Source organism: Streptomyces sp. CA-210063 (genome assembly GCF_024612015.1).
Classification (GTDB): domain Bacteria; phylum Actinomycetota; class Actinomycetes; order Streptomycetales; family Streptomycetaceae; genus Streptomyces.
In genome coordinates, this window is the sequence record NZ_CP102512.1 from 3380432 (window position 1) to 3397131 (window position 16700).

Consider the following 16700-nt stretch of genomic DNA (forward strand, 5'->3'; position numbering starts at 1 on the left):
CTCGGCACTAGATGTATGCTCATGCTCGCTGTCGTCGCAGGGGAATCCGGTGCGAATCCGGAACTGTCCCGCAACGGTGTACTTGCGTGCGTTCATCTCCATCGCGCACGCCTGTTCAGTCCGAACACCTGCCGACAGTGCGCCCGGCCGTCCGGTCCGGGTGCCCTGACGTCCGGGCCTCGTGGAATGGGCCGGTGGACGCGACGCCCCGGTGCGCTCGTGTGCTGCTGCCTGCCTTCCGCAAGGCCCCTTGCTTCAGCGAGGGAGAGCCCCCACGTGACCATCGCGCCAGCCGACCCGGTTTCAGCCGAACTGGCTTCAGCCGCCCCGGCGACGGAGACCGACGGTCCCGGTACCGCGTTGCTGCGGACCCTGACCGAGCTGACCGCCGACCTCCCCGACGCCGACCCCGGCAGGGTCGCCGCCGCCGCGCTGCGCGGCCGGTCCTCGCGTGCGGCCTCCGCCGAAATGGCCGTGGAACTGCGCGAGCTGGCCACGGAGGCGGCCGCGGGCCTCATCTCCGAGGACCCCGCCTATGCGAAGCTGGCCGCCCGGCTGCTGGCCATCGGCATCCGCGCCGAGGCCGCCTCGCAGGGCGTCACGACGTTCACAGAGTCCATCGCGGTGGGCCACCGTGAAGGCCTCGTCGCCGACCGCACGGCGGAGTTCACGCGTGTCCACGCCGGGCGTCTCGACGCCCTGATCGACCCGGCCGGCGACGACCGCTTCGGCTACTTCGGCCTGCGCACCCTGCACAGCCGCTATCTGCTCCGGCACCCGATCACCCGCAAGGTCATCGAGACGCCCCAGCACTTCATGCTGCGCGTCGCCGCCGGCCTCGCCGAGGACGACACCGTCCGTGCCGTCGACGAAGTCGCCGCGCTCTACAGGCTCATGAGCCGCCTCGACTACCTCCCCTCCTCCCCCACCCTCTTCAACTCCGGCACGCGCCACCCCCAGATGTCGTCCTGCTACCTCCTCGACTCCCCGCTGGACGAGCTGGACTCCATCTACGACCGCTACCACCAGGTGGCCCGCCTCTCGAAGCACGCCGGCGGCATCGGTCTGTCGTACTCCCGCATCCGCTCGCGCGGTTCGCTGATCCGGGGCACCAACGGGCACTCCAACGGCATCGTGCCATTCCTGAAGACCCTGGACGCCTCGGTGGCCGCCGTGAACCAGGGCGGCCGGCGCAAGGGCGCGGCCGCGGTCTACCTGGAGACCTGGCACTCCGACATCGAGGAGTTCCTGGAGCTGCGCGACAACACCGGTGAGGACGCCCGGCGTACGCACAACCTGAACCTGGCGCACTGGATCCCGGACGAGTTCATGCGCCGGGTGAACGCCGACGAGCAGTGGTCCCTGTTCTCCCCGGCCGATGTGCCCGAGCTGGTCGACCTGTGGGGCGAGGAGTTCGACACCGCGTACCGCGAGGCGGAGGCGAACGGCCTGGCGAAGAAGACCATCCCGGCCCGTGATCTGTACGGCCGTATGATGCGCACCCTCGCGCAGACCGGCAACGGCTGGATGACCTTCAAGGACGCGGCCAACCGCACGGCCAACCAGACGGCCGAGCCGGGCCATGTCGTCCACTCCTCCAACCTCTGCACGGAGATCCTGGAGGTCACGGACGACGGGGAGACGGCGGTCTGCAACCTGGGTTCGGTGAACCTGGGCGCGTTCGTCGACCGGGCGACGGGCGACATGGACTGGGAGCGGCTGGACGAGACCGTCCGCACCGCCGTCACCTTCCTCGACCGTGTCGTCGACATCAACTTCTACCCGACCGAGCAGGCGGGCCGCTCCAACGCCAGGTGGCGCCCGGTCGGCCTCGGCGCGATGGGCCTGCAGGACGTCTTCTTCCAGCTGCGCCTGCCCTTCGACTCCCCCCAGGCGAAGGCCCTCTCCACGCGGATCGCCGAGCGCGTCATGCTCGCCGCGTACGAGGCCTCCGCCGACCTCGCCGAGCGGGGCGGCCCGCTGCCGGCCTGGGAGAAGACCCGTACGGCCCGCGGTGTGCTGCACCCCGACCACTACGGCGTCGAGTTCACCTGGCCGGAGCGCTGGGCGGCCCTGCGCGAGCGCATCGCGTCGACCGGCCTGCGCAACTCCCTGCTCCTGGCGATCGCGCCCACGGCCACCATCGCGTCCATCGCGGGGGTGTACGAGTGCATCGAGCCGCAGGTGTCCAACCTGTTCAAGCGCGAGACCCTGTCCGGTGAGTTCCTCCAGGTCAACTCGTACCTGGTGAAAGACCTGAAGAAGCTGGGCGTCTGGGACGCCCGCACCCGCGAGGCGCTGCGCGACTCGGGCGGCTCGGTGCAGGAGTTCACGTGGATCCCGGCCGATGTACGGGCGCTGTACCGCACGGCCTGGGAGATCCCGCAGCGCGGCCTGATCGACATGGCCGCCGCCCGCACGCCGTATCTGGACCAGGCCCAGTCGCTGAACCTGTTCCTGGAGACGCCGACCATCGGCAAGCTCTCCTCGATGTACGCGTACGCCTGGAAGTCGGGCCTGAAGACGACGTACTACCTGCGCTCCCGCCCGGCGACCCGCATCGCCCGCGCGGCACAGGCCCAGACCCAGACCCAGCCTGAGAAGACCATCCCCGTCCAGCAGGTGACCTCCGAAGAGGCCCTCGCCTGCTCCCTGGAAAACCCCGAGTCCTGCGAGGCCTGCCAGTAATGCCCAGCAACCAGAATCTCCTCGATCCCGGCTTCGAGCTGACTCTCCGCCCCATGCGCTACCCGGACTTCTACGAGCGCTACCGGGACGCGATCAAGAACACCTGGACCGTCGAGGAGGTCGACCTCCACTCGGACGTCACCGACCTCGCGAAGCTCTCCCCAGCCGAGCAGCACCTGATCGGCCGCCTGGTCGCGTTCTTCGCGACGGGCGACTCGATCGTGGCGAACAACCTGGTGCTGACGCTGTACAAGCACATCAACTCCCCCGAGGCGCGGCTGTACCTGAGCCGTCAGCTCTTCGAGGAGGCCGTGCACGTCCAGTTCTACTTGACGCTCCTGGACACCTACCTCCCCGACCCGGAGGACCGGACGGCGGCCTTCGCGGCGGTGGAGAACATCCCCTCCATCCGCGAGAAGGCGGAGTTCTGCTTCACCTGGATGGACTCGGTGGACAAGCTGGACCGCCTGGAGTCCAAGGCGGACCGCCGCCGCTTCCTGCTCAACCTCATCTGCTTCGCCGCGTGCATCGAGGGCCTGTTCTTCTACGGCGCCTTCGCGTACGTCTACTGGTTCCGCAGCCGGGGCCTGCTGCACGGTCTGGCGACGGGCACCAACTGGGTGTTCCGCGACGAGACGATGCACATGTCCTTCGCCTTCGAGGTGGTGGACACCGTGCGCAAGGAGGAGCCGGAGCTCTTCGACGACCGGCTCCAGCAGCAGGTCACGGACATGCTGAAGGAGGCCGTGGAGGCCGAGCTGCAGTTCGGGCGCGACCTGTGCGGTGACGGCCTGCCGGGCATGAACACCGAGTCGATGCGGCAGTACCTGGAGTGCGTCGCCGATCAGCGGCTGACGCGCCTCGGCTTCGCGCCGGTCTACGGCTCCGAGAACCCGTTCTCCTTCATGGAGTTGCAGGGCGTCCAGGAGCTGACCAACTTCTTCGAGCGGCGTCCGTCCGCGTACCAGGTCGCGGTGGAGGGCACCGTCGACCTGGACGAGGACTTCTAGACCGCCGAGGTCACTTGAGCGTGACGGCTTCCCCGCGCTGCCCGTCGATCAGGCGGCGCGGGCGATGCGGTGCGCGTGCGCGGAGGTGCCGCGGACGTGGCGCTCCGGGCCGGGCCCGTCGAGGGTGGCGGCACGTTCCTCCGCCTGCCTGAGCTGCCGGTCGATGCGCCGGTCGTGCACGATGCCGATGATCGAGGGCAGCACGACCAGGGCGAGCAACCCGAGAACGGCCAGTGTTCCGATGAGTCCTTGCAGCTGTGTCGTATCCATGGACACCACTGTCGCGCCGAACACTCCTGACAAACAGTGGCAGGACTGCCGCCCCCCCTCGAATTACTGCCACTTCCCATGCACACTGGCAGCATGCTCAAGAATGTGGCCGCCATCCTCATGGACGGTGTGCATCCCTTCGAACTGGGCGTCGTCTGTGAGGTCTTCGGCCTCGACCGCAGCGACGAGGGCCTGCCGGTGTACGACTTCGCGGTCGCGTCGGCGGAGGGCCCGACCCTGCGGACGCACGCCGGGTTCACGATCTCCACGCCGTACGGCCTGGACCGCCTCGACGAGGCCGACCTCGTCGTCGTACCGGCGGGCGAGAGCTATGTGCGCCGGATCTACCCGGCCGAGCTGCTGGACGCGCTGCGCCGGGCAGCCGACCGGGGCGCCCGGGTGCTGAGCGTGTGCTCGGGGGTGTTCGTGCTCGGCGCGGCCGGCCTGCTGGACGGGCGGCCCTGCGCGGTGCACTGGCGGCACGCCGAGGAGCTGGCCCGGCAGTATCCACGGGCGGTGGTCGAGCCGGACGTGCTGTACGTGGACGCGGACCCGGTGATCACCTCGGCGGGCACGGCGGCCGGGATCGACGCCTGTCTGCACATCGTCCGCAAGGAGCAGGGGCCGGACGTCGCCAACAGGATCGCCCGGCGGATGGTCGTACCGCCGCACCGCGACGGCGGCCAGGCCCAGTACATCGAGCGGCCGCTGCCGCGCTCGCAGTGCGACACGGTGGGCGAGGTGCTCGTGTGGATGGAGGAGCACCTCGACGAGGAGGTCACCGTCGAGCAGCTCGCCGCCCGCGCGCACATGTCCCCGCGCACGTTCGCCCGCCGCTTCCAGCAGGAGACCGGGACCACCCCGTACCGCTGGATCCTGCGCCAGCGGGTACTGCTGGCCCAGCGGTTGCTGGAGGCGACGGACGAGACGGTGGACACGATCGCCTGGCGCACCGGCTTCGGCACCGCCGCCGCCCTGCGCCATCAGTTCGTACGGTCCCTGGGCACGACTCCGCAGGCCTACCGCAGGACGTTCCGCGGCCCGGAGGCCGCCTGAGGGCGGACCCGGCGCGGACGAGGCTCGCGCCTCAGCTGCCGTCCGCTGTCTCAGTCGTTCGCGACCACGGGGTAGCGGGGCTCGTTCTCGGCCATCTGCCGCAGGGCGTCCTTGCGGTCGCGCTTGGAGAGCCGGTCGATGTACAGGTAGCCGTACAGGTGGTCGGTCTCGTGCTGCAGACACCGCGCGAAGTAACCGGTGCCGCGCACCTTGATCGGGTTGCCCTTCTCGTCCTGTCCCGTGACCTCGGCGTAGTCGGGGCGGGCGAGCGGCATGTACGCGGTCGGCACCGACAGACAGCCCTCGTTGCTGTCGTCCAACCGGCGCGTCTCGGCCGGCAGTTCGACCAGCTTGGGGTTGCAGACCACACCTACGTGCCGGTTGCCCTCGTCGTCCGGGCAGTCGTACACGAACACCTTCAGATCCACGCCGACCTGGTTCGCGGCCAGGCCCACGCCCTCCGCCGTGCGCTGGCTGGCGAACATGTCGTCCACCAGTTTCGCCAGCTCGTCGCCGAACTCCGTGACGTCCTTGCACTCCTTGTGCAGCACCGGGTTGCCGACCACGGTGATCGGCAGCGACGTGCCACGCTCCCGATACGCCTGCTCGCGCTCCTCGCAGTCCTCCGTGTCGACGACGAACCCCTCGTCATCGACGGGGAGCACGCCCACGTGCTGCTGATCGGTGTCCTGCTGGGCCATGACAGACGTACGCCTTCCTCAAAACAACAACGGGGTGAAGTTGCTGATACAGGGTACGGGGAGCGCGCCGCCCAAGGGGCGCCCCGTAAGGGGTGCGGGGAACCGCGCGACCAGCCCCCACCCACCCGCAGTCGACCCACGACGGCAAGGCCCCTAACAAACCTCTTCCAGATCCCGCCAGTCACGAGAATCCGGGCTGTCCGCGACCCACCCGTCCAGCAACCCCCGCACCAGCGAAGCCGGCGCGGCGATCCCGCACTCCCGCTCCGGCGCCCACAACTGCCCGTCCGTGACATGCCCCAACGGCCCGGGATGCCCCGGCTCACTGTGATCGTGCGGATCGAGATGGTCCCCGTCGCCCTCATCGGAAGGCATCCGCGACTCCGAACACAGCCGGCACAGCAACCGCACCGACGACGACCAGTCCTCCGCGGCGAACCCGGCGTCCGCCGCGAGCCGCTCCAGCGCGTCCCGGTCCGCCTCGGTCGCGGCCTCCAGCAGCACCACCCACGTCGGCACCGGCGACGGCGCCCACAACTCGATCTCGTCGAACACCGGATACGCGTGCCCCGCGGCCGTGGTCCGCTCCCCGTGCGGCACCCCGTCGTGCAGGACGACCTCGCCCCAGCGCCGCCCGGACGACGGCAGCGGAATGGAGAGCACCTCGATCCGGGCGGGGTCGAGCCGCCGCCCCCACACGACCTCGGCCTCGCCCTCCGGCGAGAGCCGTACGGCCGCGCTGCCGAGATCCATGCCCACCGGCTCCCCGGAGTCGCCGGGGCCGCCGGGCCTCGGCCGGGCCGCGCCTCCCGGCACCCGCAGCCCGTACGCCTGCCAGGCCCGGCGGGCCAGCGGCCAGTCCTGCAGGGCGGTCGCGGCGATGCCGACGTTCCACCAGTCGGGCGCCCCCGCTTCCCGGTCCAGGAGCGCGACGGCCCGGAGACCGGCCGCCCTCGCCTGCTCCCAGTCGTGCCGGAACTTGTGCAGCAGGGCAAGGTTGAACCAGGACTCGGACAGCCACGGCTCCAGGTCCGCGGCACGTGTCAGCAGCGCGCCCGCGTCCTCGTACCGACCGTCGCCGATCAGCGTGAACGCACGATCGGTGGCCTGCCGCCAAGAGGCGGAGGGCCGATGCCGTCCCTTGCCGAAGATCCTCACGATTCCCGCCTGCCAGTTACGGTTCCCGCCTGCCAGTTCCATCGGAGTGGGCTGGCCGTCGCCCCCGGTACACCCTCTCTCTCGCATCCAACCATGGACGGATGGAGGGCCGCTCATTACCCATGGGTTACCCCACTGAGGGCAAGGTCAGACCGGCTCTTGAGAGCACCTTCGCGAGCGATTCCACCACCTCCGGGTGATAGTCCCGTGCCGTCCCCCGCCGCAGTTCCTCCAGCGCCCTGAGCGGTCCTCCGGGCCCTGCTGCCCGCGCCTTCTCGTCGTATGCGTTCACGGCCCGCACGATCCGCGCGCCGACCGGCTGCTCACGGTACGGATCCGCCTGCCGCTCCACCACCACGGCGACCTCGGCGTCCACCCCGGTCTGCCGTACGACCGCGCCGCCCAGCAGCGCGATCCGGCGCTGCTCGGCCGCCGGGAGTCCGGCGGTGGCCCCGGCCGGCACGGGGTCGACCAGGCTGAGCTGGCCGATGTCGTGCATCAGCGCCGCGTACTCCAGCACGGTCAGCTCCGGCTCACCGATCCCCAGCTCCCGCCCCACCTCGCGGCTGAGCGCGGCCACGCGCCGGGCGTGCCCGGCCGGGGTGTACCCGGCGATCTCCGTGGCCCGGGCGAGCGAGGCGATGGTCTGCCGGTAGGTGGTCCGCACGGCCGCGTACCGCCGGAACGACAGCTGGGTGAGCAGCAGGGGCAGTGAGAAGACCGGCAGTGCCCACAGCCCGACGACACCGGCCGCGAGCGCCATGACGACCCCGGTCGCGCACACCGCCGACCCGATCCCCAGCATCGCCCACAGCTCCTCCCTCAGCAACGGACCGAACGGCCACCGTGTCCGGGCGTGCGCCATGGCCGCCGCCAGCACGGCGTCGCACAGCGCGGTCAGCACGAGCAGCGCGACGAGCAGCAGTACGTACGAGGGGCCGCTCCACTCCAGCAGCCTGCCCCGGTCGTACAGCGGCTGGAAGCAGACGGCGGCGAAGGCGACGATGAGCACGCGCCGGGTGAGGTGATCGACGGTGGACTCGCACCGCTTGGCCACATGCGGCACGCACCCGAGGAGCGCGGCCGCGACGACCACGGCGACCACCTGGAGCACCCCGTGATCCGTCGGCCGCCCGCCGTTCTCCCCCAGCAGCGCGTACGCCAGCGCCCCGGCCGCCCCGAGCGGCGCCGACTCCCGCCCCTCGGCCCCGCTCCACCGCGACAGCTCCCCCACGACCACGAGGACCCCGAACGCGAGAGCGACACCGGGTTCGTCGAGGCCGTACCAGAGGGTGTGGGCGAGGGCGAGGAGGCTGAGGAGGACGGCGACGGAGCGGAGAAGGATCAGAAGGCCCACGGGGCCCGCTTCCCGGCGACATCCGCCCGCCCGACGTCCGCCCGCCCGGCGTCCGCCCGCCCGACGTCCGCCCGCCCGGCGTCCGCCCGCCCGGCATTCGCCCTGCTCGCGCTCGACTGGGCCTCGCTCGCCTGCCCCGCGTCCGCCCGCTCCGAGACAGCCCGCCCCACCGTCGTCCGTCCCGCGTCCGCCTGCCCCGCAAGCGCTCGTCTCTCGCCTGCCTGCCCCGCAAGCGCTCGTCCCCCGTCCACCTGCCCCGCAAGCGCTCGTCCCCCGTCCACCTGCCCCGCAAGCGCTCGTCCCCCGTCCACCTGCCCCGCAAGCTCATGTCCGGCCTTCGCGTGCCCCGCAGGTATCTGTGCCGCGTCCGCCCGTGCCGGCCCCGTCTGTCCTACGACCGGGCCGGCCCCGGACGCCCCAGGTGGCGGTACGTTTCCGCAGGGGTCGGCGGTCACCGTCGGATGCCAGCCGTTCCGGTCCAAGGCCCGGGTCAGCGCCCCCACCATCACCGGGTCGAACTGCGCCCCCGCGCACCGCTCCAGTTCGGCCAGTGCGGCGGCGACCGGGCGGGCCCGCCGATAGGAGCGGGTGGACGTCATGGCGTCGAAGGCGTCCGCGACCGCCACGACCCGGGCGAACTCCGGGATCTGGCTGCCTCTCAGCCCGTAGGGATACCCGCTCCCGTCCAGCCGCTCATGGTGGTGCAGGACCGCCGCCCGGGCCTCCCCCAGGAAGGAGATCCCGCGCACCATCTCGTGGCCGTACTCGGGATGCAGTTCGACGACCCGCCGCTCCTCCGGCGTCAGCGGCCCGTCCTTGCGCAGCAGCCGGGTGGGGACGCCGAGTTTCCCCACGTCGTGCAGGATCCCGGCGAAGCGGAGGACCTCGGCCCGCTCGTCGTCCATGCCCAGCTCCCGGGCGATCAGCAGGGACGCCTGCCCGACCCGCTCGCTGTGCCCGCGCGTGTACCCGTCCTTGATGTCGACGGCCTGGACGAGCGCGCGGATGGTCGCCTGGTGCGCGACCCGTTCCCGGTGGTACTGCGCGAACACCCAGCAGGACACGTACATCGGCAACAGCACGAGCAGCGCGGCGACGGGCCCGTACGGACTGCGCCACAGCACCGCCATCATCAGCCCGGCGAGCCCGTGCACGGCGACGGGCGCCAGCGACCGCGCGAAGTGCCCCTGCCGAACGCCCCGCACGGGCACCCTCCCCCACTGCCTGAAGGGCGTCGGAGGTGCCCCCACGGCGAGTGCCAGGACGCCGCCGTCGAGCAGGGTGGACACCGCGCAGAACACCAGCACCGCGGCCCCGGCGGGCAGCAGCGCGTACGGGAAGTCGGGGCCGGTGACCGCGTCCCGGCCGCCGAGCGCCCCGTGCGTGTACGAGGCGGCCCCCACCGCGAGGGCGAGGCGCCCCGCACGCCAGACCCGCCGCAGCCCTCGTGGCCGCTGCTCGACCCGGGCGGCCAACGCCCCCGGTACGGCCACGAGCGCGGCGGCGGCCGGCGGCAGCAGGAAGGCCCCGGCGAGCAGGACCGGGAAGAAGGTGCCCATGTCCTTGGGTGCGCGGTGGCCCAGGAAGGGGCACCGGGTGATCTGCTCGCACCCGGCGTACAGCGCCGCGAGCAGGGCCACCGCCGGCCACGGCACGCGGACGTACGGCAGCGTCGCGAGACAGGCCAGGGCGCCGAGGACGACACAGGCGACGTACACACGTGCCCATGTCGGCACCGACCCCATGGCACCCCTCCCGAGTTCAGGCTCCGGAGCCTAGGACGGGTCGGAGCGGGCGGGGGCGGCTACGGGTGAATCAAAGGGGCCACGATGGCCGGATTAACTCCTTCGAGTGAAGTGACGTTCCTGTGACGACCGTTCTGAAAGCGGTCACGGGAGCCGGTGCCGGCAGAGATCCGTGGCCGGGAACCCGGCGTCGGGCCCGTCGTTCAGTGCGCCACATCCGCGGCGAGCACCTTGTTGAGTTGCTCCACGGTCGCCGGGGACTCGCGCTGGAAGGCGGCGATGTCGAGGCCGTCGTCGCCCATGACGGTCAGAAGGGTGCGTTCGCCGACAGCCACGACGATGACGTGCCCGGCTCCGCACCGGACGACGACCTCGCGGAGCGCGCCGGCACCGGACTGGTCGGCCATGCGGCGGCCGACGCCGAGGGTGGCGGCGGCGAGCGCGGCGACGGACTCGGGGTGGACCTTGTCGACGTCGGCGACGACGAGGAGCCCGTCCACGGTGGACAGGACACTCTCGGCCACGCCCATCACCCGGTCACGCAGCGAAGTCAGGATGCCGGTCAGCGATTCGGTCGATGCGTGTGCGGTCATGGGAACGTGCTCCTTGGTCCAGACGTCTGCGGTGGGTGTGCGGTCCGGGCGGCTCAGTCGGACAGGCGCCGGTCGGACTCGGGGAGCGCCCGCAGCCCGCGACGGACGCGCCGCAGCATGTCGACGGAGGGTTGGTCGGCGAGCATCTCCTCGGCCGACAGCAGAGTGAGGGGCGGGATGGGGGGCGGCACGGCCGGGTTCTCCGACGCGTCGTCCCGGGCGCTTGCGGGAGTCGGTGCCGCGCCCCGCACGGGTAACGGCGGCAACGCTGCGGCCGCGCCACCGGGCTCGGCGTACGACGGCCGTTCCGCGGCCGCGCCACCGGGCTCGGCGGACGGTGGAGGTGCGGCCGCCGTGCTGCCGGACGCGGTGGACGGTGGTGGTGCGGCCGCCGTGCTGCCGGACGCGGTGGACGGTGGTGGTGCGGCCGCCGTGCTGCCGGACGCGGTGGACGGTGGTGGTGCGGCCGCCGTGCCCTCGGGCTCGGCGGCCGGCGGCTGTGCCGCGGTCGTGGGGACGGGTGCGGCGGGCGGTGGGGCTTCGGAGGGCGGGACCGGGCGGTCGTCCGCGACTGCGGGCGGGACCGGGCGGTCGTCCGCGACTGCGGGCGGGACCGAACGCCGTCGGAGGCGGGCGGCCTTGCTGCGTATGCGGCGCTTGCGGGCCGGGTCTTTGTGGGGGCTCACTACCCGCCCTTCGCTCCGAGGTCTCCGTGGGGAGAACCTCCACCGGGTCTGCGTCTGGGCAGGGGACCGGCTCTCGGTAACGGTTCGGACGCCGACTGCCCCTGCGGGAAGCGGGGCGCGGTGCTGGGCCGACCGGCGGGTGGGGTCCCGGTCTCCCATCGGACGGCCTGCAGCGCCTCCAGACGGATGAGGTCCAGCATCACCGCGTAGAGTCCGCGCCCCCGGGAGAAGGCGATGTCACGCGGCGTACGACGTCCGTTGGCGCTCTCGACCAGGTCGCGGTGACGTCGGGTCAGTCTGCCGTCGAATTCCGGGGTGCCGGGGCCACCGGTGACCGGTTCGGGCCGCACGCGGGCCAGTTCGCCCGCGGGCCCCCACAGCCGGGACAGCAGCGCCATACGGCGGGTGGTCTCCTCGGCCAGCGGCCGGGGCTCGACGCCGGGGCGGGCGAGGAGGGTGGGTTGCCTTTCGGTCAGCTCCCATGCGCCGGGTGGGCTGAGGGCCATCGCGAAGGCCCCGTCGAACACGGCCGCCGTGCAGACGATCTCCAGTTCGACGGCACCGATCAGATCGGCGGCCGCCAGGTGTAAGCCGAGCCGGTCGGCGTCGGGTTCCGCCGCGCAGGCCGCCAGCCAGGCGTCGTCGTCGATCCGGCCCGAGGCGAGCAGCGCGGACGTCGCGGTCGGCGCGCCCGGTGTCTCGATCGCGCCGACCAGACCGTCGCGCAGGTGAATCGTGCCCCCCGGGGAGCCGGAGACCCGGACCGTACCGGTGTAGCCCTCCTGGTGCAGCGCCTGCAGAAGCGCGGGTACGTTGCGCGCCGAGGGAGTCTTCACGCCAGCACCTCTCGGGCCCGGTCGCCGAGGCTGCGCAGGGCCAGGGCCACATTCGCCCGGTCCCGGTCGAGACCGGCAGCCAGCAGCAGCGGGTCGCCGGCCGACCGGTCCACGGAGAGCAGGACCTGATGGCGTCTCCTGCTGGTCATGACCACGCTTTCCAGCTCCCCCTCGGCTCCCGCCGCGCCGAGCCGCTCGGAGATGAGGGTGACGAGATCGGAGCACTCGGTCCCGGTCCCCGCCTGGGTGGCGTCGCCCGCCGCGGCGTAGGTCAGACCCGTGACCGCGTCGATCAGGGCGACTCCGGTGACGCCGGGAGAGTCGAGAAGCCGGTCCAGGGAGGCCTGGAGTGCCGACTCCCTTTCCCCAAGTCCCCCCATTCGCCCTCCACGTCCACGCGCCGCACAGTACTTTGAACGCCAACTTCCATAACACACGACAAAGTTGATGTTTGTGACCGGTGAGTCACACGCGTTCGATCGTAGTTGGCCGGACAGTGACCGGTCAGCAGCACTGAGGAATTGGGGCAGCAATATGAACATCGAGACCGCGCTCAAGGAAGCCATGACGATCGACGGCGCGATCGGCGTCGCGCTGGTCGACTACGAGAGCGGCATGTCGCTGGGCACTCTCGGCGGCGGCCAGCACCTCGACCTCGAACTCGCGGCGGCCGGCAACACCGAGGTGGTGCGCTCCAAGATGCGCACCCTGGCCTCGCTCGACATGCACGACGTGATCGAGGACATCCTGATCACCCTCGGCCGGCAGTACCACCTGATCCGCCCGCTGACCAGCAGCAAGGGTTCGCTCTTCCTCTACCTGGCGCTGGACCGCTCCCGCAGCAACCTGGCGCTGGCCCGGCACTCCCTGAAGCGCGTCGAGAACGGTCTCGAGGTCTGAGCCCGTTTCCCTCACCGGCTCAGGACCAGAGCCCGTCGCTCTCAAGACCTGAGCCCGTTCCGGGAGCGGCCGTGCGGCCGATCGTGGAACGGGCTCAGGGATCAGGAATTCCGCATGAAGGGGTGAATCCGCACGAAACGGGTGAATCCCTAGGAACGGGTGAAGGGGTTCCGGTTCAGGTCTCCTGCGGCGTGACCGGCGAGGCCGTCACGTCATGCTCGGGCACGGCCTGTCCCGACCGGATCAGATCGATCCGGCCCATCACCTTGGCCCGCAGATCGGTGGGCACGTCGTCCGACCCGCAGCACCGCTTGACCAGCTTCTTGACGGCCTGTTCGAGCCCGTACTTCTCCAGACAGGGCGAGCACTCCTCGAAGTGGTGCTCGAACTTGGTGCAGTCGGCGTCGGGCATCTCCCGGTCGAGGAACTCGTAGAGATGATCCAGGATCTCGCCGCAGTCCGTCTCGTGCGGCTCTCCGCAGCTCATGAGCCCGAGCCTTTCGCTTCGTTCGACTCTCCGGCACCGGCCGGGACCAGCCCGCGGTCACGTGCGTAGTCCTCGAGCATGCCGCGCAGTTGACGGCGGCCCCGGTGCAGCCGGGACATGACCGTACCGATGGGTGTCCCCATGATGTCGGCGATCTCCTTGTACGCAAAGCCCTCGACATCGGCGAGATAGACGGCGATGCGGAATTCCTCGGGGATCGCCTGCAGCGCCTGCTTCACGTCCGAATCGGGCAGGTGATCGAGCGCCTGCGACTCGGCGGAGCGCAGCCCGGTCGACATGTGCGACTCGGCGCGCGCCAGCTGCCAGTCCTCGATCTCCTCGGCCGCGGAGCGCTGGGGTTCGCGCTGCTTCTTGCGGTACGAGTTGATGAAGGTGTTCGTGAGGATGCGGTACAGCCAGGCCTTCAGGTTGGTGCCCTCACGGAACTGGTGGAACGACGCGTACGCCTTCGCGTATGTCTCCTGCACCAGGTCCTCGGCGTCGGCCGGGTTGCGCGTCATGCGCAGCGCGGCCGAGTACATCTGGTCGAGGAATTCCAGGGCATCCCGCTCGAACCGGGCGTTGCGCTCCGCGGCGGTCTCGGTGCCCTCGGGCTGCTCCGCCTGGCCCCGTTCGGTCCCTGCGTCGGTCCCAGTGACCGGACCCACCTCCTCCAGCGTCTGGGCGATACCGAAACCGGTACCACCAGAATCGGAGGATAGACGACGATCCACGCCCGCCGCCGCCCGAATGGAGCCGCTCTTGGCCGCGTGCAGCACCGTCCAGTCCAGGTCAGCGCGGCTGCTGCGGCTCGGGCAGAAGGTCGAACCCATGCGGCGGACTTCCTCTCGTACGAACGGTCAGCGGCGTTTTCGCGCTGTCTGATGGGCACAACAGAGGTCCGCCGCACGACATTCCCACCCGCGCCCCGATCCGTCATCAGAGTGACGCGATCCACTCCATGACACCGTCGGTGATCACCTTCAGCGCCTCCTCCTGCCCGAGGGGCGCACGCTTCGGCACGGCGAACCCGTGATCGCCGTACGGCACCTCCACGAGCCCGTACGACCCCTCCGGGAACTCCTCCGGCTTCCCGAACGGGTCGTTCCCGCCCTGGACGACGAGCGTGGGCACCCCGGCCCCGAGCAGCTCGCCGGCCCGTGACTTCTCCGGCTTGCCCGGCGGATGCAGCGGGAAGCTCAGCGCGACTGCGGCCGCCGCGCCCAGCTCCGTCGCCGTACGGCAGGCCACGCGGGCCCCGGCGCTCCGCCCGCCCGCGATCACCGGCAGCCCCGGCTTCACCAGCGCGGGCCACAGCCCCCGCCAGCCGGTGTCCAGCGTCTTCGGCGCGGGCGCGAGCTTCTTCCCGGCCACCCGCCACGGCTGCTCCACCAGGGCGACGGTCACGCCGTGCGCCGGAAGGACGGCGGCGAGGGCCCGCAGATCACGCGCCTCGATCCCGCCACCGGCGCCATGGCCGACGGCGAGCACCCACGCGGCCGCCTTCCGGGCCTCGTACCAGGTGATGCGCGCCGTACCGGCCTCGGTGTCGACCTCTTCCGCCGCCGCCCCGCTCTCTTCGCTTTCCTTCGCTGCGTTGATCTCGGTCACATCAGAAGAGTGTGCCCTCCTCGGGCCCCTCCAGCTCCTTCAGCAGCTCCGGGCTGTTGTTGCGGACATTGCTGACGGCCGTGGAGACGGGGTAGGCGCGCATCAGCCCGGCGGGCGGCGGTTCGAGCAGCCCGCGCAGATCGTCCGGGTCCGTGCGGGCCGGGTCGAGCCAGCTGTCCCAGCGGTCGGGTGTGAGCATCAGCGGCATCCGGGGGTGGATCTCGGCCAAGGTGTGCGGGCCGTCCCCCGGGGCCACGGCCAGCGGCGACGACTCGGCCTCCGTGGTGATCACCGAGCAGGTGGCCCACCAGGCCTGCGGGTGGTCGTCCGGCAGCGTCCGGTCCCTCCAGAACTCGTACAGCCCGGCCATCGCGAAGACGGACCCGTCGGCCGGGAGCACGAAGTACGGCTGCTTGCGCGGCCGCTTCTTCTTCCCCTCGACCTCCAGATCGCGCTCCCCCTTGCCGGTGACCCACTCGAAGTAGCCGTCGGCGGGCAGGATGCAGCGCCGGGTGGCGAAGGCCCGGCGGTACGACGGCTTCTCGTGCACGGTCTCCGCGCGCGCGTTGATCATCCGGGCGGCGCCCTCGGGCGTCTTGGACCAGGACGGGACGAGACCCCACTTCAGCTTCCGCAGCTGGCGAACCGGCCTCTTGTCGTCGGCGTCCTTGAGGGGGCGGTCGAGAACCGCGTAGACCTCCTTGGTGGGAGCCACGTTGTAGTCGGGCTCCAGGGTCTCCTCCGGCTCCCACTTCTCGATCTCAAAGATTCCTGCGAGATCCTCTGGCCTACGACTCGACGCATACCGTCCGCACATAAGTGCCACACTGCCAGATCCGAAGCGACCCCGAGGAGCCACAGCAGAACATGGAAAGCACCGCAGCCACCTCGCTGGCCAGCCTGTGGGACGAGGTCTTCGGCACCCAGCCCGACCCCGACACCTGGGTCGTCATAGCCACCGCGGTCGCCGCGCTCGCGGCGATCGTCCCGCACGGCGTCTGGCGGCTCTCGCGCAACGCCATCACCATCGCGCACGAGGGCGGCCACGGTCTGATCGCCCTGCTCACCGGCCGCACCCTGACCGGCATCCGTCTGCACTCCGACACGAGCGGCCTCACGGTCAGCCGCGGCAAGCCCACCGGCCTCGGCATGATCCTCACCGCCGCCGCCGGCTACACCGCTCCCCCGCTCCTCGGCCTCGGCGGCGCCGCCCTCCTGGGCACCGGCCGCATCACCCTGCTGCTCTGGCTGGCCACGATCCTGCTGATCGCCATGCTCGTGATGATCCGCAACGCCTACGGTGCCCTGACGGTCGTCCTGACCGGCGCCACGTTCGTGGTCGTCTCCTGGCTCGCCGGCCCCCAGGTCCAGGCCGCCTTCGCCTACGCGGTCGTCTGGTTCCTCCTCCTGGGCGGCGTACGCCCGGCCTTCGAGCTCCAGGCCAAGCGCCGCCGAGGCGGAGCCGGCGACTCCGACGCCGACCAGCTCTCCCGCCTGACCCACGTACCACCGACGGTGTGGTTGTTGATGTTCCACGTGGTGTCGCTGTGCGCACTAATGGGGGGCGGCCGCTGGCTGCTGGACCTCTGAGATCTTTCAAAG

General features: G+C 71.2%; 17 protein-coding genes, 1 pseudogene and 1 riboswitch. Of the genes and pseudogenes, 5 read left to right on the plus strand and 13 right to left on the minus strand.

Annotated elements, in window-relative coordinates; translation table 11 throughout:
• Nucleotides 1-15: 15 nt before the first annotated feature.
• A riboswitch (cobalamin riboswitch) is annotated at nucleotides 16-150 on the plus strand.
• A gap of 126 nt (nucleotides 151-276) precedes the next feature.
• Nucleotides 277-2688 carry a ribonucleoside-diphosphate reductase subunit alpha gene (locus tag JIX56_RS14425; protein ID WP_257540799.1) on the plus strand — a complete coding sequence of 804 codons (2412 nt, stop codon included), beginning with the start codon at nucleotides 277-279 and terminating at the stop codon, nucleotides 2686-2688.
• The gene (locus JIX56_RS14430) at nucleotides 2688-3698 is read left to right on the plus strand and encodes a ribonucleotide-diphosphate reductase subunit beta (RefSeq protein WP_257540800.1); all 1011 of its coding nucleotides are present in this window, start codon (nucleotides 2688-2690) and stop codon (nucleotides 3696-3698) included. The genes JIX56_RS14425 and JIX56_RS14430 overlap by 1 nt, the downstream gene beginning before the upstream one ends.
• Nucleotides 3699-3746: 48 nt before the next feature.
• Here JIX56_RS14430 and JIX56_RS14435 read toward each other — a convergent pair whose 3' ends face one another.
• Nucleotides 3747-3968, minus strand: coding sequence for a hypothetical protein (locus tag JIX56_RS14435; protein ID WP_257540802.1), 222 nt, complete (start codon nucleotides 3966-3968; stop codon nucleotides 3747-3749).
• A gap of 93 nt (nucleotides 3969-4061) precedes the next feature.
• On the opposite strand from JIX56_RS14435, the gene JIX56_RS14440 reads away from it, so the two are divergent.
• Nucleotides 4062-5024, plus strand: a complete 963-nt coding sequence (locus JIX56_RS14440) for a GlxA family transcriptional regulator (RefSeq protein WP_257540804.1) — start codon at nucleotides 4062-4064, stop codon at nucleotides 5022-5024.
• A gap of 50 nt (nucleotides 5025-5074) precedes the next feature.
• Here the strand turns inward: JIX56_RS14440 and def are convergent, their stop codons facing one another.
• From def to JIX56_RS14480, 8 genes and pseudogenes are all read right to left on the minus strand, one after another.
• Entirely contained in the window at nucleotides 5075-5725 is a 651-nt protein-coding gene (gene def / locus JIX56_RS14445) for a peptide deformylase (RefSeq protein WP_257540806.1), read from the minus strand.
• A gap of 153 nt (nucleotides 5726-5878) precedes the next feature.
• Nucleotides 5879-6883, minus strand: a complete 1005-nt coding sequence (locus JIX56_RS14450; RefSeq protein WP_257550858.1) for a tetratricopeptide repeat protein — start codon at nucleotides 6881-6883, stop codon at nucleotides 5879-5881.
• Nucleotides 6884-7010: 127 nt separating this feature from the next.
• Nucleotides 7011-8240 (minus strand): HD-GYP domain-containing protein, encoded by a 1230-nt coding sequence (locus tag JIX56_RS14455; RefSeq protein WP_257540808.1) that lies wholly within the window; start codon nucleotides 8238-8240, stop codon nucleotides 7011-7013.
• 371 nt (nucleotides 8241-8611) lie between these two features.
• A pseudogene (locus tag JIX56_RS14460) lies at nucleotides 8612-9985 on the minus strand (HD-GYP domain-containing protein); the annotation flags it as partial.
• A gap of 203 nt (nucleotides 9986-10188) precedes the next feature.
• Nucleotides 10189-10578 carry a roadblock/LC7 domain-containing protein gene (locus tag JIX56_RS14465; protein WP_257540810.1) on the minus strand — a complete coding sequence of 130 codons (390 nt, stop codon included), beginning with the start codon at nucleotides 10576-10578 and terminating at the stop codon, nucleotides 10189-10191.
• 53 nt (nucleotides 10579-10631) lie between these two features.
• Complete coding sequence (locus JIX56_RS14470) at nucleotides 10632-11264, minus strand: hypothetical protein (protein ID WP_257551550.1); 633 nt, start codon at nucleotides 11262-11264, stop codon at nucleotides 10632-10634.
• Complete coding sequence (locus JIX56_RS14475) at nucleotides 11264-12100, minus strand: hypothetical protein (RefSeq protein ID WP_257540812.1); 837 nt, start codon at nucleotides 12098-12100, stop codon at nucleotides 11264-11266. The genes JIX56_RS14470 and JIX56_RS14475 overlap by 1 nt, the downstream gene beginning before the upstream one ends.
• Entirely contained in the window at nucleotides 12097-12438 is a 342-nt protein-coding gene (locus tag JIX56_RS14480) for a hypothetical protein (RefSeq protein ID WP_257550860.1), read from the minus strand. The genes JIX56_RS14475 and JIX56_RS14480 overlap by 4 nt, the downstream gene beginning before the upstream one ends.
• Nucleotides 12439-12634: 196 nt before the next feature.
• Between JIX56_RS14480 and JIX56_RS14485 the strand changes: the two genes are divergently transcribed.
• Nucleotides 12635-13000, plus strand: coding sequence for a hypothetical protein (locus JIX56_RS14485; RefSeq protein WP_257540814.1), 366 nt, complete (start codon nucleotides 12635-12637; stop codon nucleotides 12998-13000).
• A 175-nt stretch (nucleotides 13001-13175) separates the two neighbouring features.
• Here JIX56_RS14485 and rsrA read toward each other — a convergent pair whose 3' ends face one another.
• The 4 genes from rsrA to JIX56_RS14505 all read right to left on the minus strand — a co-directional run bounded on the left by rsrA (nucleotide 13176) and on the right by JIX56_RS14505 (nucleotide 15915).
• Nucleotides 13176-13487, minus strand: a complete 312-nt coding sequence (rsrA, locus tag JIX56_RS14490; RefSeq protein ID WP_257540816.1) for a mycothiol system anti-sigma-R factor — start codon at nucleotides 13485-13487, stop codon at nucleotides 13176-13178.
• On the minus strand, nucleotides 13484-14155 hold the full coding sequence (sigR, locus tag JIX56_RS14495; RefSeq protein ID WP_257550862.1) for an RNA polymerase sigma factor SigR: 672 nt from the start codon (nucleotides 14153-14155) through the stop codon (nucleotides 13484-13486). Before sigR ends, rsrA begins: the two co-directional genes overlap by 4 nt.
• Before the next feature lie 271 nt (nucleotides 14156-14426).
• On the minus strand, nucleotides 14427-15098 hold the full coding sequence (locus tag JIX56_RS14500) for an alpha/beta hydrolase family protein (protein ID WP_257540817.1): 672 nt from the start codon (nucleotides 15096-15098) through the stop codon (nucleotides 14427-14429).
• A 1-nt stretch (nucleotide 15099) separates the two neighbouring features.
• On the minus strand, nucleotides 15100-15915 hold the full coding sequence (locus JIX56_RS14505) for an SOS response-associated peptidase (RefSeq protein WP_257540819.1): 816 nt from the start codon (nucleotides 15913-15915) through the stop codon (nucleotides 15100-15102).
• A gap of 50 nt (nucleotides 15916-15965) precedes the next feature.
• Between JIX56_RS14505 and JIX56_RS14510 the strand changes: the two genes are divergently transcribed.
• On the plus strand, nucleotides 15966-16688 hold the full coding sequence (locus JIX56_RS14510; protein WP_257540821.1) for a M50 family metallopeptidase: 723 nt from the start codon (nucleotides 15966-15968) through the stop codon (nucleotides 16686-16688).
• The last annotated feature ends 12 nt before the right edge of the window (nucleotides 16689-16700 follow it).

Bases quoted from the DNA above. Each gene is read 5' to 3' on its own strand.
- JIX56_RS14465 (WP_257540810.1), bottom strand. From the start codon at position 10,578: ATGACCGCACACGCATCGACCGAATCGCTGACCGGCATCCTGACTTCG.
- rsrA (WP_257540816.1), bottom strand. From the start codon at position 13,487: ATGAGCTGCGGAGAGCCGCACGAGACGGACTGCGGCGAGATCCTGGAT.
- JIX56_RS14440 (WP_257540804.1), top strand. From the start codon at position 4,062: ATGCTCAAGAATGTGGCCGCCATCCTCATGGACGGTGTGCATCCCTTC.
- JIX56_RS14505 (WP_257540819.1), bottom strand. From the start codon at position 15,915: ATGTGCGGACGGTATGCGTCGAGTCGTAGGCCAGAGGATCTCGCAGGA.
- JIX56_RS14485 (WP_257540814.1), top strand. From the start codon at position 12,635: ATGAACATCGAGACCGCGCTCAAGGAAGCCATGACGATCGACGGCGCG.
- JIX56_RS14435 (WP_257540802.1), bottom strand. From the start codon at position 3,968: ATGGATACGACACAGCTGCAAGGACTCATCGGAACACTGGCCGTTCTC.
- JIX56_RS14430 (WP_257540800.1), top strand. From the start codon at position 2,688: ATGCCCAGCAACCAGAATCTCCTCGATCCCGGCTTCGAGCTGACTCTC.
- def (WP_257540806.1), bottom strand. From the start codon at position 5,725: ATGGCCCAGCAGGACACCGATCAGCAGCACGTGGGCGTGCTCCCCGTC.
- JIX56_RS14510 (WP_257540821.1), top strand. From the start codon at position 15,966: ATGGAAAGCACCGCAGCCACCTCGCTGGCCAGCCTGTGGGACGAGGTC.